This window comes from Pseudoalteromonas arctica A 37-1-2, from assembly GCF_000238395.3.
GTDB lineage: Bacteria > Pseudomonadota > Gammaproteobacteria > Enterobacterales > Alteromonadaceae > Pseudoalteromonas > Pseudoalteromonas arctica.
This window is the reverse complement of the sequence record NZ_CP011025.1, coordinates 3,366,262-3,380,143: the sequence shown is the minus strand read 5'-3', so window position 1 is coordinate 3,380,143 and position 13,882 is coordinate 3,366,262. Positions and strand designations below refer to the sequence as shown.

Genomic DNA, 13,882 nt, shown 5'->3' with positions numbered 1-13,882 from the left:
ATCGGCTTTTTTTGTGTGGGTTATTTACTCTTCAACGAATGCCTCGCCTTGTGTCATCCACTTTGCAGCTGGTTTGCCTTTTAAGTAATGATCAAAGTACTGCATCATACGTACTGAAAAATCGACCTGATTAGGAAACTTTTTCAAGTGGTGTGGTTCACCTTCGTATTGTAAAAATGTAGCATCTTTTCCTGCACGGCGCAGAGCTAAGTAGTACTGCACGCTCTCATGCCAAGGTACTGCATCGTCTTTGTCGCCAGACATTATTAAGATAGGCGTATTAACTTTGTCTGCAAAAAATACTGGTGAGTTTTCTATATAAAGTTCTGGTGCTTCAAATAAGTTTTTGCCAATACGGCTTTGTCCTGTTTCGTATTGAAATTGACGAGCAAGGCCCGATTTTAAACGTATGCCACTGTAAGCACTGGTCATGTTTGATACTGGCGCGCCAGATACAACCGCTTTAAACATATCTGTTTGGGTTATCATAAACGCACTTTGATAACCTGCCCAAGAGTGACCTTGTAAGCCTATTTTATCTGGGTCGGCTATGCCTAAATCTATTAATTTTTGGGTGGCGTTTATCATGGTTTGCGTTGACGATTTACCCGGGTGACCTATTTCAAAACGAATATCAGGTAAAAATACCGCATAACCGTTTGAGGTAAACATAGGGAAGTTAGGGCGATGGTTTAATTCCATTTTTGGAAAATCAAACATGCGCTGACTCATGTAACGATAAAAATACACAACCACAGGTACTTTATCGCCTTTTTTATAGCCCGCTGGTTTTATTAATACACCTTGTAAATCTTCACCGTCAAAGCCTTTATAGCTTATTAGTTCTGGCTTTTCGCCCCAGGCAAAATTACTAATTTGTGGGTTTAGGGTGGTTACTTGTTTTGGTGCGCTAAAGCTAAAATCAGTTTGGTAGTAATCAGGAAATTGGCTATAAGTTTGCGAGGTGAACAAGTACTTGTCAGCCTTTTTGGCTTTTTTAACCATATCAAAGCGTTTATTACCGCTAAGCACGTTAGTTATTGTGTTAGTGGCTAAGTCGAGCTTTGCAACTTCGCTTTGTTTAGTTTGTAAGTTAATAGCAGAGACAAGTAATGTATCGCCTTTTTTAAAGCCCACTTGGGTTTTCTCAAGCTTAATAACACGGTACTGCGTATTGCTTTGCTTACCATTAGTTAGGCGTTTAGCTTGCTGCGTTTTTACGTCAAATGCCCAAATATCGTATTTACTATAAGCAAGCACTTGGCTGCTATCGGTCATCCAACCAGCAAAACCATAACCAGGTTGGGTAGAAGGGTAGTCGTGTTTATCATCAGCAAAGGTTGCCTGAATCGCTTTTGTAAGCGGTGTTACTTTATTATTTTTTAAATCTTTTAACTGTATTTGGCTATCGCTAAAGTAAGCCGCAAACTCTCCATTAGGTGCAAGGTTCGGTTTAAACGGGTAGTTACTAATAATGGGAGTTTGTTTACCGGTGTTTATATTTACTGCAAAGTAATCAGCAAAAAAACCGCCGTACATTATTTTTTCTAAGTAGGGGATGTTAGATGAGCCAAGTAAAGAGGCATCTCGCTGAGGGTTTAGTGCAACCTCAGGCATGTTTGGTGTACTTAGCTGTACCACTTTTTGCGAGTTAACGTGATATACCGCGCTGTAATGGCGGTTTTTATTAACTTCGTTCCATTGTTGTTCTTCACGCGGCTTTATTTGCGCATCGTTGTTGTGCCATACATCTAAACCTTTATGTTCGCGTATAGTGTCAAAATCGTACAATGAGGCTTCGTCGGTATATTCTTTGGCTTTTACTTTAGCTGCTAATTTTGGATGGTTTTCAAAATATAAGCGCTCGCCATTTTCTGACCATTTAAGGGATGCTGTTTTACCTAAAACCCAGGTTTTATTAGGTGAATCTATAGTTGAGAGCTTCTCGTTTTTATATAGCTGTAAAGTGTAGCTTCGACGGCGGGTGTCATCATTTACATAGTTACCCAATGTAAACGCTGCAATATTGTCAGTTGGGTGCCACGCTATTTTATTTGCGATTACGCCCGGTTCATCAATTAATACGCTGCTATTAAAGTCACTGAGCTCAATTAACGCTATTTGGTTGTTATTACCATCGCTGTAACTTTGACTCACTAATAGCTGGCTGTTAGCTGAGTTAATAGCGTAGCTAAATACGTTTTCTATTGTATGGGAGCGTTTATCAGATAAATTTACGATAACAAGCGCATAGCTCTTATCTTTTTTATCGGGCGTGATAGCGTTGTCTTCTTCGTTTTTAGTGCTATCGGTTTTATCTTCTACTTTTGCGTCATCGTCTTTTTTATTTAAACGATAAGCAAGCCACATACCGTCATCAGATAACGTGTAATCTTTTACATCAGCAAAGCTTTGTTGGGCACCTGATTGTGTGTTTACGAGTACCAGATTGTTTTTAAGTGTGTCTTTTTTTTTGGTTGTTTCTTTTTCAAGTAAGGTAGGTACTTGTGTAAAAGCGACCCAGTTAGCGGCTTTATTAATATGAGGCTTAGTGCCGCGTTCTACTTCTGCGATGAGTGTATTGCTTTGTAGTGAGTAAACTTGACCAGTTGCATTTCCACGATACGGCGTTGCACTAAAAGTGAGTACTTGACCATTGTCAGATAGTTGCGTGCTTTTAGCTGATTTAAAACTAAAAACGTCTTTAAATTGTAGCGATTCTTTGGCGTGTATGCCGGTGCTAGTTAAGCTGGCAACGAGTGCCGTGCTTAATAAGGTGAGTTTTGTTTTCATTATTGATTCTCGTATTATGACATTGTTTCATTGTAACGAGTTTGGTTCATAATTCGAGCGGATCAGTTAAATGGCAGCTACATACGACAAAACGACCCGTAGGTCGTTTTTTGGTATTTAATTTATTAATTTAGCAGTAATTACAGCCAAATTTTTTGTAGCTCAAGCCATTGTTTTTCAAATTGAACACTTGGCTTTGCTTTAAAGTCGCTACGTACAAACTGATTCATTTTGCCCTCAACGTAGGCAAGTAAAAAGTTTGCAAGTGTAAGCTCATCACTTTGGAAGTTTTTACCTTCACGTAATTTACGCTCACGAAGTACTTGTTTAAACTGAGTTTCTAGTTTTTCAAACAGACTTTGTACCCGCTCGCGTAAACGTTCCTGCTCACCTTGTAATGCGTCGCCAGTTAAAATACGAGTAATGCCTGGGTTTTTTTCAGCAAAGGTTAGAAGTAATAATAGAATGTTATAAATGCGCGTTTGGCTTTCTTTTTCGTTTTCAATAATAATATTTATACGAGATAAAAGGGTATCTTCAATAAACTCAATTAAGCCCTCAAACATACGCGCTTTGCTCGGAAAATGACGGTATAGGGCGGCTTCAGACACACCCACCTCAGCAGCTAGTTTTGCTGTGGTGATACGTTGTCCTAAATTAGTTTCTAACATTTGTGCGAGTGCTTGCAGTATTTGCTCTTTGCGATTACTTCTTTTTGTCGCAGGCATGAACATTCCTTTTTATTAGTTATTCTTAGTGGCGCAGTTAAGAACCCTAGTCATTTTTTGTTCAAATGATTGGCGTATGTTAATGTTTTATTCAGTTTGTTTCCAGCCTTTTTATAGATGTTTAGCCAGCTGTTCGATCACCTTGCGAGCTATTTCTATTTTACTTGTAGTTGGTAATTCTAGTTGTTCGTTATGCCAGTACAGTGTTAAGGCATTATGATCGGAATTAAACCCTAAGCCACTTTTTGATACGTCATTAGCGCAAATCATATCTAGATTTTTATTCTTTAGTTTACCTTTAGCATAGCTTTCTACATTTTGAGTTTCGGCGGCAAACCCCACAGTATAAGGACGGTTTTGTTTAAGGTTGGCAATAGCTGCAATTACGTCAGGGTTTTTAGTTAAAGTAAGGGTGAGTTCGTCGCCTTGCTTTTTCATTTTTTGAGTCGCAATGTTTGCAGCTCGATAATCTGCTACAGCAGCGCAGCCAATAAATGCATCTGATTGTGGTGCATAGGTAAGTGACTCAGTTAATAGCTCCTCAGCGCTTTCTATATTGATAAGGTTTACGCCAGTAGGGGCTTTTATAGTGACCGGACCCGAAATTAAATTAACCTTAGCACCGAGTTGCAAAGCGGCTTCTGCCAGTGCATAACCCATTTTTCCAGAGCTGTGATTTGATATAAAACGAACCGGATCGAGAGGCTCACGCGTTGGGCCTGCTGTTATTGTAATTGTTTTTCCTGAAAGTAATTGCGGTTGCTCTTTTGCTGTACATAGCGCAACTAGCTCATGTGGCTCTAACATGCGTCCAGCGCCGATATCGCCACAGGCTTGCTCACCTTTACCTGGGCCCCAAATAAGTACGTTACGTGCCTTTAATGTGGCTAAATTAGCTTGTGTTGCTGCGTGTGCATACATTTGCTGGTTCATGGCTGGTGCAACTGCGACTTTTGCAGGCGTTGCTAGCAGTAACGTCGTTAGTAGGTCGTCAGCAATGCCGGCTGCCATTTTAGCAATAATATTACACGTCGCTGGAGCAACTAAAATTAAGTCAGCCCATTTTGCAAATTCAATATGCCCCATTGAAGCTTCAGCAGAAGGGTCTAGTAATGAGTCAGAGACTGTTTCTCCACTAACGGCTTGCATGGTCAGTGGTGTAATAAAGTGTTTAGCTGATTCAGTCATAACTACTTTTACTTCACAACCAGAGTCTTTTAATCGCCTAACGAGTTCTGCACATTTATAAGCTGCAATACCGCCGGTAATACCTAGTACAATTTTTTTGTTTGTTAAGTTAGTCATGGATGTTCATCAGTTTTTATTAAATATTGGGCTTAAAATAACAAATCTTTACCCATACAGCGAAGTTTTTTAATTCGAAATAACAGGCTAAATTTCAAATTTGCATTACATTTATAAGACACTTTCGCCTCTCAAGGATGAATAATGCAACTTACTTCACTACCAAACTCACTTCGACCTCGTGAAAAGCTCATAGCAAAGGGAGCTAAGGCGCTGACTGACGCAGAGCTTCTTGCCATATTTTTACGAACAGGGTTACCGGGAATGAATGTAATTGAGTTGGCTCAGCATTTATTAAACGAGAATAAAACACTTCATAATTTGTTTAATGCCAGCATTGAGGAGTTTTGCTCTCAAAAGGGGTTAGGGACCGCTAAGTATGTTCAGTTACAAGCTGTGTTAGAGCTAAGCCAACGTTATATGCAGGAGCGTTGCCAACGAGGCGCCGTGTTTAATTCGCCAAACTCAGTTTACGATTACCTAACAATTCAAATGCGAGGTTTGCAACAAGAAGTATTTATGGTGTTATATCTGGATAGCCAAAATAGATTAGTAAAAGATGAAATACTTTTTTATGGCACAATTAATTCTGCCAGCGTTTATCCGCGTGAAGTGGTAAAGGCTGCCCTTAAAAATAATGCAGCCGCTGTTATTTTTGCGCATAATCATCCAAGTGGTATTGCAGAACCGAGCCAAGCAGACAAACTTATTACTAATAAATTGCAGCAAGCACTGCAATTGGTCGACATAAGTGTGCTCGATCACATCATTGTTGGTGGAGAAACGTGTGTTTCGTTTGCCGAGCGAGGCCTGATTTAGCTTTGTTAGATACAGAAGTGTGTTAAAAATGAGCTGTTTAACGTGTTTTGGCAAATTAGTTTAATTTAAATGCAGTTTTTACTTTCCCTAAGGGCATTCGATCTTTATAATTAGCCGCTATCAAATTTACATATATGAGCTGATTGGATAGATCAGTGTTTGATCTTTGCCTGTAAAAGCTGTATAAAGAGCGCCCTTCGATTTATCTCTAGGGCGGAAATACACGGCCTTAGATTAAATTAAGCTCGAGCGAAGTTATTGGAGATATATAGACATGTCTAAAGTATGTCAAGTTACAGGTAAGCGTCCTGCGGTTGGTAATCACCGTTCACACGCGAGAAACGCGACTAGACGTCGTTTCCTACCTAACCTACAAACACACCGTTTTTGGGTTGAAAGTGAAAAACGTTTTGTAACATTACGCACTACTACTAAAGGTATGCGTATTATCGATAAAAAAGGCATCGACACGGTTCTTACAGAAATCCGTGCTCGCGGCGTTAAAGTTTAAGGATCTGAATCATGCGCGATAAAATCCGTTTAGTTTCAACTGCCGGTACTGGTTTTTTCTACACTACTGACAAAAACAAACGTAACATGCCTGAGAAGATGGAAATCAAAAAGTTTGATCCAAAGATTCGTAAACATGTTCTTTTTAAAGAAGCTAAAATTAAGTAATTTTAGTTCTTTTAGAATTTAAAAACCCAGCTTAGGCTGGGTTTTTTGTTTTTAAAAATATGATTAGTGAATTGATATAAAAAAACCTCGTTGGCATAACCAACAAGGCTTTTAAATCAATAAACGTTATACCAATAGCATTAAATTAGTGAGTTATTTAATGCGATAAAATAATCATGTTTTTAATGAAATTGGTATCATTAGATTTTTGTGAATGCATCTTGTAGTGGTGGTACTACTTGCTTTTTACGGCTCAGTACACCATCTAACCATACTTTATCATTTTCTGGTTTTACACCGTAAGCCTGCTCAACTAAGTTTGCATCGTCAGATACAATTAGCATTTCTGAGCCTTCTTTCATTATATCGGTAAGCAGTAAAAATACAGAGTGGCGATTACCCTCAACTTTTAGCTTAGCAATATCGGCTGCAAGGTCTGCTTTAATATCGTCAAAAACAGCAAGGTCGATTACTTCTAGTTGGCCAATGCCTACTAGGTTACCGTTCATGTTGAAATCTTTAAAGTCACGCATTACTAAATCACGTGCTGGTGTGTCTTCTACCGCAGATTTAACGCGAAACATATCCATACCCAGTTCTTTAAAGTCATCGATACCTGCAATTTCAGCTAACGCTTCAACACATTTAATATCGGCAGTGGTACATGTTGGTGATTTAAATATGACTGTGTCGCTTAAAATTGCACACATCATAATACCCGCGATGTCTTTAGGGATTTCTACGCTGTAGAAGTCGTACATCATTTTAATAATGGTGTTTGAACAACCAACAGGACGAATCCAACATTCAAGCGGGGTCGATGATGTTAAGTCACCTAATTTGTGGTGATCTACCACGCCAACAACGCGAGCTTGGTCGATATCATCGGGTGCTTGTGTTTTTTCTGTGTGATCTACAATATACACATCTTCACCCGCGTAGCTTAATTTAAGCTCTGGTGCTTCGAAGCCAAATTTATCAAGGATAAATTGAGTTTCAGGTGAAATTTCACCAAGACGAGTTGGAATTGCAGGCTCATCGATTTGGTTTTTTAAATAAGCCAGTGCAATTGCACCACAAATAGAATCTGAATCTGGGATTTTATGGCCCACTACATACATAGACATTGACGGAACTCCTTTAAATTTGCCGATATTCTAACAAAGTCTGCGGCCTTTAACATATAGACAGCGCAATTAAGTTTTAGTTACACTTTAAAATCTTGAATTTACTAGGTGTATTAATATGCGACTGGGCCGTAAAGGTTGGAACAACGTTATAATATTTTCGATGTTGATTATGATCTTCTTCTTAAATGGCTGGCATAAGCAACTTTTGGGAGGGGAGGATAAACCAACATTACAAGCCGTACTCCCCCAGCAAAGTTTTGTACTGACACTGCAATTTGTTGATCAAAAAATTGAGCGAATAGGAACAAGCTGGCGTACAACCCCACTACAAAAAGACATACCGCTTGTGTGGCAAGCATCTGAGCAGCAACTTAGTGATTTAATTAACCAATGGCAAAGCGCGCAGTTAATGGGCGTTAACGAATCTGTTGTTTTTAATCCTAATGCGCCTTTATATGTTGCTACATTTGAGTTGGCTGGCGAGAGTTTACCTTGGGTTTATTTGCTTTATAAAGGCGATGGGCAATATTACTTACTCGAAAAGAGTAGCCAACGAATACTCGCACTCGATTTAAAAACTGCACAGCAGTTATTTCCTAGTTTTGATTTTTCACAAAGTGAGTCTAATTAATGCCTGAATTACCAGAGGTAGAAGTGAGCCGAATGGGCATCACTCCCCACGTACAAAACCAAGTTGTTACAAAGGTAAATATTTACAATGCCAGTATGCGCTGGCCAGTGCCAGATGACGTGTATCAACTTGAAGGGCTAATTGTTACTAGTATTGAACGACGAGCTAAATACTTACTTTTGCACTGTGAGCTTGGGAGCACTATTTTACATTTGGGTATGTCAGGTAATTTACGTGTTGTAGATAAAAGTGAGCCGCTTAAAAAGCATGACCACGTAGAGTTTATTTTTGGCAACGGTAAAGCACTGCGCTTAAACGATCCTCGTCGCTTTGGTTGCTGCTTATGGCAAGAGCCAGGTGAAGTGCATAAGCTACTCTCTAAGCTAGGCCCTGAGCCGCTTACCGATGATTTTTTTGCTAAACGCGTGTACGAACAATCGCGCAATAAAAAAGTACCCGTAAAGCAATTTATTATGGATAACGCAGTGGTGGTTGGTGTTGGTAATATTTACGCGAATGAATCGTTATTTAAAGCGGGTATACATCCAAAGCGAGAAGCGGGAAAAGTATCGCTCAAACGTTATCAAGCACTTATCCCTATTATAAAAGACACGCTTGCTGCGGCCATTATGCAAGGTGGTACAACGCTTAAAGACTTTGCACAAAGTGATGGTAAGCCCGGGTATTTTGCTCAAGAGTTATTAGTATATGGGCGCAAAGGCAAGCCATGTATGACGTGTGAAAACGAATTAGAAGAAATTAGATTGGGGCAGCGCAGTACTATTTTTTGCTCAAATTGCCAAAAGTAGTTATCTAGTTATTTGAGTATTCAGTTATTTTAATTTTATCGATTCTAAATTTAATGATATTTAAGGGCCAGCTTTAAAAGCGGGCCCTTTATTTTAAAGCTCGAACGGTGCTACACCGACCGCTTTCATTTTATATCCTACCTGCGCTATTTCGCCCGACCATGTTTCAGTACTTATTATTCCAGTTACAACAATTGCGTCGTATAGGCTATCTATTGGTACTCCACCTTTAATTGTTACATGGACTATTTGATTTGGCGGTGGTGGTGGTACGTGTATACAGGCGCCAAAATAAGGAACGAGTAAAAACTCGGTAATTACTTCGCTATCGCCCTCAAGTGGCACAACAAAACCAGGCAAACTCACCGATTGGCCATCAAGTGCCTTTACCACTGGAGCATCTAAATCGGGTTGCACCCAGTTTTGATCACTACCTTCGTGATTAGCTTGTGCTTGAGTGTCTATTTGCACGTGGTTTTTAGGGATTAAGTCTTCCCAAAAAATTTCTTTTGGTGGATTAGCATAACTCGCTACGCTTATAAATAATAAGCCAATAGCAGCAATGTACTGAAAAGCTGTTTTAAAAAATGTCATAAAATACCTAAAAATTATGCTTTTATACTCATACCATCGCTGAGTGAATAAAAATAAGCGCGAGTAGCGGGTATTAAGCCAATAATAAAACCGGCTGCCATAATAACGCCGATTAAGCCCAGTTCATAGTAAGAGAGTATTGTGATATTTACGCTTATACCGGCATGGCTTTGTAAGTAACCGCTGGCTGAAAAAATAACTAAATAGTAAAGCACACTACCTACTAGGCAACCAAGTAAAGTGGTCAGTAGTGACTCAATACTTATAAGTGTAAATAAATGCCAAGGGCGAGCGCCTACCGAACGTAATATAGCAAGTTCGCGACGACGCTGACTCAGGTTTGCGAGCAATGTCGTTAGCATGCCAAGTAGGCTAATTAACACGACAACAGCTGAGAATAGCAAAAGTATTTTTTCTACTATGGCGAGCATTTCCCATAACTCTTTAAGTGTTACGGTTGGCATAATCCCAAGCAAGGCTTCTGGCTTATATTGATTTATATTACGCCTAATTTGTAGCGTGTATAAAGGCGATTTGAATCCCATTAAAAATGCCGTAATTTGTTTTGGATGCCCAACTAGGTTGTTATGTTCGTCATGCTCATGCTCATGCTCATGCTCAAGGCTCGCTTTACCGCCGTGAATTAAATCGATTGCAGCCAAAGGAATATGCAGCGTTTTATCAACAGGCGTGCCTGTTGGGTTTAAAATGCCGACGACTTTAAATGGGTTATCGTCATGATGATGAAAACTCGTGTTCCCCATGCCGTGCGATATAACAATAGAGTCGTTAAGTTTGTAGCCTAGTTTATTTGCAACTTCGCTACCTAGCACCACTTCGTTAATTGCGGCAAAAGGGTGGCCTTTGTTAAAGGTTAAATTTTGTTTTTTTGCAAAGCGATAATGGCTAAAGTAATCAAGTGTTGTGCCTAGTACCGCTTGGCCTTTATGGCTGTCGCCTAGGCTTATAGGTATGCTCCATTTTACGCCTCGCTGACTTGTTATGTATTCATAACTTTTCCAACTTACGCCGTTATTAGTATGGCCAATTCTAAATACTGACGAAAGTAGCAACTGTATATCGCCGGTACGCGCACCAACAATTAAATCAGTGCCCGAAATAGTATTACTAAAACTACTTTTAGCATCAATTCGTACACCTTCAATACTCAAAAGTAGCATTACACTAATTGCGATAGTAAATAATGTAAGCAGTACACTTGCGCGGCGATTTAATAAGCTTTTGTAAGCAAGTTTAGTGATGATCATACCTGCTCCTGCAAATTTATAAGGTCAATGGAGCGGTTAAATAAAGGCTTTAGTGTTTCATCGTGGCTCACAAATACCAACGTACTATTAGATAGCTTTGCCTGCTCAAACAGTAGCTTTATAAAGCTACCACGATTATTTGTATCGAGTGCAGATGTGGGCTCATCAGCAATTATTAATTCAGGGCTGCCTATAAATGCGCGAGCGGCAGCAACGCGCTGTTGCTGTCCAATACTCAATGTCGCTACATCTTTATGGTGATACTGGGCAGTAAGGCCTAAAGCATTTAATAACCGTATCGCTTCTTTTTGTAAGGCAGAGTTTTTATTTGATGATTTCTTTAATATTTTTTGTTTTCGGCTTTTTGAAAACTCACACCCAAGCGTTATATTTTCAATAGGGGTTAAATAAGGAAGCAGGTTAAAGTTTTGAAAAATGTAGCCAATGTGATCCGCTCTAAAAATATCACGGGTAGTATTGCTTAATGTAGTTAGGTTTTTGTCTAAAATTGATACCTCACCGCTGGTGGCTGTATTAATACCAGCAAGAATCGCTAACAATGTCGATTTACCTGAGCCACTAGGACCGTGTAAAAAAATATGCTCACCTTTTTCTATAACCAACTCTTTTATGTTGAGCGTGGGTGAGCTATCGCTTTTATGCCACTTAAAAGTTACGTTTTTTAGGTTGATCATTACTTTATTTTACCATTTCCAATAATTGAGGTTTCTGCGCGTTTTAAATTGCCTAATAATATTAAATGGCTTAGGTTTTAGTTTATCTTCACTTAATAAAAACTCATTTGTTGCAGCAACTACGCGTTCACTCGACTGCCCATCAGTATATGGATGAAGCTCTTGGCAATAGTTTTCAATGTTTTTCATAAGTGTTTTAGGGTACGTGAAAGCCTGCTCTAAGGCTTCTTCAACTTTATTAGGGTCTGTTACATTAAGTAGGTGTTCCTCAGGAGCATTATTACAAAAGGTGACCACAGGTTTTCGTTGGACTAAAAACATTAAAAGTACTGATGATGTATCGCATAACATAACATCGGCTGATTTTAATAAAGGGACTACGTCGTCGGTCTCAATAAACGTTAAATTTTGATTGCTTAATGCCTTATATTTGCTCACCAATTCAGTTGGCATTTTTGGATGAAATTGCATTGAAATTCGCCATTTTCCGGTTTCACTAAAATGTTTTATTTGCTCATATAGCTTTGGTGCAAGCGATAGTCGCTTTGAAAATGTAGAGCAGATTAATAAGGTTGGTCGGGTGTCTGATTTATTTGTATAAGGCGTTTCGGTGATGCCATCAAATAATCGGTCAAGAGGAGGCCAGCCAGTTTCTGTTACCTTGAAATAGCCTAGTTTTCTTTGTAAGGCTTTAAATGGGATTGTTGTATTTGGGCCTTGTGTACAATACAGGTCGAAACAACCTCTAGCTTTAAGATGATCGTTATTCCCTTTTTTATCTAGCTTACCTGCATCAAAGCCATGAAACACACCTACTTTGATACCAGGGAAAAAAGTGGGTATTAAATTAGCCGGTGCAAACGTTGCATCGGGTTTCCATTCGTGAATATCTTCTATTGTATTAAGCCGTTTTTCTTCTTTTTTTAAAAAATTAGGATTGACTGCCAAACCTTGTAAAAACCAGCGCACTTCGCCACCATTAGCTAGTACTGCAGCCTGAATAGGCCTCAAGATAGCGTACGAATAATTTTGAGAGATATACATCAAGTATTTTTTATTTTTAGTGGCAGTTAAGTAGTTCAAGCTATCTCCTCAGGCTGGTTGGCACATTAAGTTTACCCCATTGCGACTCGCTTATAAATATATGCCTTTATTTGTTTTAAGCATCCGATTGAGCTTTGAGGTTGGCTAGATTATTATACAGCCCATATAACCCCATACCATACTTTGCTCAAAGAGCATCCCTAACCCCGGAGATAGCATGACTAGCTATAAAGTTTTAGACGTAAACGATGATTTACCCATTCGTACCAAAGGTGAAGTACACAGCGGTAAAGTTCGTTCAGTTTATTGGTTAACTGATGAAGACAGCGCACGATTAATTAAAGACAAAGGCTACCAAGTACCGACAGGTACTGAGCTTGCGATTATGGTTATTTCAGACCGAATTTCTGCATTTGATTGCATTTGGCAAGGCGAAAATGGTTTAAATGGCGTACCAGGTAAAGGTATAGCGTTAAACTCAGTGGCAGCCCATTGGTTTAAGTTATTTGATAAAGCGGGTCTTGCGGGTAATCATATTGTTGATATTCCGCATCCGTATGTGTGGATTGTACGCAAAGCCAGTACCGTAAAAGTAGAGGCAATTGCTCGCCAATATATTACGGGCAGCATGTGGCGTGACTACGCTAAAGGCATACGTAACTTTTGTGGTATTGACTTACCAGAAGGCTTAAAAGCGAACCAAAAGCTTGATAACGTTTTAATTACGCCATCAACAAAAGGTATTATTGAAGGCGTTGCTGATATTCCGCCAGTTGATGATGTAAATATTACTCGCGCTAACATTACTAATAACTTAGATGTATTTAACTTTAAATCGGCAGATGACGTAACCAAATACGAAAAACTGTTAGTTGAAGGTTTTAAATTAATTAGTGATGAGCTAGCGAAGCTTAACCAAATTTTTGTAGATACAAAATTTGAGTTTGGTTATGTAGAGGATTTAAATGGCGCGCAACAGCTTATATATATAGATGAAGTAGGCACGCCTGATTCGTCACGTATTTGGGATGAAGCAGCATACAAAAATGGTAAAATTGTTGAAAATTCTAAAGAAGGTTTTCGCCAATTACTTATTAATAATGTGCCAGAGAGCGACGTATTATTAAATAAAGATCGCATGAGTGAGCGTGAGCAATTAGCAAAAGATTATATTTTACCAGAATCAGTAATGCTTGAAGTGTCAAATACCTATGTTGGCATAGCGAGCAAAATTGTAGGTAAAGATATTGTGATCCCAGAGAATCCTCGCCAAGAAGTAATTACTATTTTAGATAACGATTACGGATTAATTGTTAAATAGCAGCACTTAAGTGCTAACAAAGCCAGTAACTAAGTCTTTATTTTTAGTTACTGGGCTATAATTCTTG

The 13,882-nt window shown here is 39.0% G+C and carries 14 protein-coding genes; 6 read left to right on the top strand and 8 right to left on the bottom strand.

What is annotated here, in order from left to right:
• Positions 1 to 24 precede the first annotated feature (24 nt).
• The 3 genes from PARC_RS15320 to coaBC all read right to left on the bottom strand — a co-directional run bounded on the left by PARC_RS15320 (position 25) and on the right by coaBC (position 4,826).
• Positions 25 to 2,793, bottom strand: coding sequence for a S9 family peptidase (locus PARC_RS15320; RefSeq protein WP_010553324.1), 2,769 nt, complete (start codon positions 2,791 to 2,793; stop codon positions 25 to 27).
• Between the two features lie 140 nt (positions 2,794 to 2,933).
• Positions 2,934 to 3,521, bottom strand: coding sequence for a nucleoid occlusion factor SlmA (gene slmA, locus PARC_RS15315; RefSeq protein ID WP_007581932.1), 588 nt, complete (start codon positions 3,519 to 3,521; stop codon positions 2,934 to 2,936).
• Between the two features lie 111 nt (positions 3,522 to 3,632).
• A complete protein-coding gene (gene coaBC / locus PARC_RS15310; protein ID WP_010553323.1) occupies positions 3,633 to 4,826 on the bottom strand; it encodes a bifunctional phosphopantothenoylcysteine decarboxylase/phosphopantothenate--cysteine ligase CoaBC in 1,194 nt (397 codons plus the stop codon).
• Positions 4,827 to 4,970: 144 nt separating this feature from the next.
• Between coaBC and radC the strand changes: the two genes are divergently transcribed.
• From radC to rpmG, 3 genes are all read left to right on the top strand, one after another.
• Positions 4,971 to 5,645: a RadC family protein gene (gene radC / locus PARC_RS15305; RefSeq protein WP_010553322.1), complete on the top strand. Its 675-nt coding sequence runs from the start codon at positions 4,971 to 4,973 to the stop codon at positions 5,643 to 5,645.
• A 274-nt stretch (positions 5,646 to 5,919) separates the two neighbouring features.
• Positions 5,920 to 6,156, top strand: coding sequence for a 50S ribosomal protein L28 (gene rpmB / locus PARC_RS15300; protein WP_004335549.1), 237 nt, complete (start codon positions 5,920 to 5,922; stop codon positions 6,154 to 6,156).
• 11 nt (positions 6,157 to 6,167) lie between these two features.
• Positions 6,168 to 6,323, top strand: a complete 156-nt coding sequence (gene rpmG / locus PARC_RS15295; protein WP_004335545.1) for a 50S ribosomal protein L33 — start codon at positions 6,168 to 6,170, stop codon at positions 6,321 to 6,323.
• A gap of 200 nt (positions 6,324 to 6,523) precedes the next feature.
• Here the strand turns inward: rpmG and PARC_RS15290 are convergent, their stop codons facing one another.
• Positions 6,524 to 7,450, bottom strand: coding sequence for a manganese-dependent inorganic pyrophosphatase (locus PARC_RS15290; protein WP_010553321.1), 927 nt, complete (start codon positions 7,448 to 7,450; stop codon positions 6,524 to 6,526).
• A 118-nt stretch (positions 7,451 to 7,568) separates the two neighbouring features.
• Between PARC_RS15290 and PARC_RS15285 the strand changes: the two genes are divergently transcribed.
• Entirely contained in the window at positions 7,569 to 8,084 is a 516-nt protein-coding gene (locus PARC_RS15285) for a hypothetical protein (RefSeq protein ID WP_007581940.1), read from the top strand.
• Positions 8,084 to 8,893, top strand: coding sequence for a bifunctional DNA-formamidopyrimidine glycosylase/DNA-(apurinic or apyrimidinic site) lyase (gene mutM / locus PARC_RS15280; RefSeq protein ID WP_007581941.1), 810 nt, complete (start codon positions 8,084 to 8,086; stop codon positions 8,891 to 8,893). The genes PARC_RS15285 and mutM overlap by 1 nt, the downstream gene beginning before the upstream one ends.
• A gap of 93 nt (positions 8,894 to 8,986) precedes the next feature.
• On the opposite strand, the gene PARC_RS15275 is transcribed toward mutM, so the two are convergent.
• The 4 genes from PARC_RS15275 to PARC_RS15260 are packed head-to-tail and all read right to left on the bottom strand — an operon-like array spanning position 8,987 to position 12,533.
• Positions 8,987 to 9,487 (bottom strand): DUF3299 domain-containing protein, encoded by a 501-nt coding sequence (locus PARC_RS15275; protein WP_007581943.1) that lies wholly within the window; start codon positions 9,485 to 9,487, stop codon positions 8,987 to 8,989.
• 14 nt (positions 9,488 to 9,501) lie between these two features.
• A complete protein-coding gene (locus PARC_RS15270) occupies positions 9,502 to 10,755 on the bottom strand; it encodes an ABC transporter permease (protein ID WP_010553320.1) in 1,254 nt (417 codons plus the stop codon).
• Positions 10,752 to 11,450, bottom strand: coding sequence for an ABC transporter ATP-binding protein (locus PARC_RS15265; protein ID WP_010553319.1), 699 nt, complete (start codon positions 11,448 to 11,450; stop codon positions 10,752 to 10,754). The genes PARC_RS15270 and PARC_RS15265 overlap by 4 nt, the downstream gene beginning before the upstream one ends.
• 9 nt (positions 11,451 to 11,459) lie before the next feature.
• Positions 11,460 to 12,533, bottom strand: a complete 1,074-nt coding sequence (locus tag PARC_RS15260) for a CDP-glycerol glycerophosphotransferase family protein (protein WP_010553318.1) — start codon at positions 12,531 to 12,533, stop codon at positions 11,460 to 11,462.
• Between the two features lie 178 nt (positions 12,534 to 12,711).
• On the opposite strand from PARC_RS15260, the gene PARC_RS15255 reads away from it, so the two are divergent.
• Positions 12,712 to 13,815, top strand: coding sequence for a phosphoribosylaminoimidazolesuccinocarboxamide synthase (locus tag PARC_RS15255; protein WP_010553317.1), 1,104 nt, complete (start codon positions 12,712 to 12,714; stop codon positions 13,813 to 13,815).
• The last annotated feature ends 67 nt before the right edge of the window (positions 13,816 to 13,882 follow it).

Excerpts from the sequence above, each read along its gene's own strand:
- PARC_RS15270 (WP_010553320.1), bottom strand. The coding sequence starts at position 10,755 with ATGATCATCACTAAACTTGCTTACAAAAGCTTATTAAATCGCCGCGCA.
- PARC_RS15290 (WP_010553321.1), bottom strand. The coding sequence starts at position 7,450 with ATGTCTATGTATGTAGTGGGCCATAAAATCCCAGATTCAGATTCTATT.
- rpmG (WP_004335545.1), top strand. The coding sequence starts at position 6,168 with ATGCGCGATAAAATCCGTTTAGTTTCAACTGCCGGTACTGGTTTTTTC.
- mutM (WP_007581941.1), top strand. The coding sequence starts at position 8,084 with ATGCCTGAATTACCAGAGGTAGAAGTGAGCCGAATGGGCATCACTCCC.
- coaBC (WP_010553323.1), bottom strand. The coding sequence starts at position 4,826 with ATGACTAACTTAACAAACAAAAAAATTGTACTAGGTATTACCGGCGGT.
- PARC_RS15255 (WP_010553317.1), top strand. The coding sequence starts at position 12,712 with ATGACTAGCTATAAAGTTTTAGACGTAAACGATGATTTACCCATTCGT.
- PARC_RS15285 (WP_007581940.1), top strand. The coding sequence starts at position 7,569 with ATGCGACTGGGCCGTAAAGGTTGGAACAACGTTATAATATTTTCGATG.
- PARC_RS15275 (WP_007581943.1), bottom strand. The coding sequence starts at position 9,487 with ATGACATTTTTTAAAACAGCTTTTCAGTACATTGCTGCTATTGGCTTA.
- radC (WP_010553322.1), top strand. The coding sequence starts at position 4,971 with ATGCAACTTACTTCACTACCAAACTCACTTCGACCTCGTGAAAAGCTC.
- PARC_RS15265 (WP_010553319.1), bottom strand. The coding sequence starts at position 11,450 with ATGATCAACCTAAAAAACGTAACTTTTAAGTGGCATAAAAGCGATAGC.
- slmA (WP_007581932.1), bottom strand. The coding sequence starts at position 3,521 with ATGCCTGCGACAAAAAGAAGTAATCGCAAAGAGCAAATACTGCAAGCA.
- PARC_RS15320 (WP_010553324.1), bottom strand. The coding sequence starts at position 2,793 with ATGAAAACAAAACTCACCTTATTAAGCACGGCACTCGTTGCCAGCTTA.
- rpmB (WP_004335549.1), top strand. The coding sequence starts at position 5,920 with ATGTCTAAAGTATGTCAAGTTACAGGTAAGCGTCCTGCGGTTGGTAAT.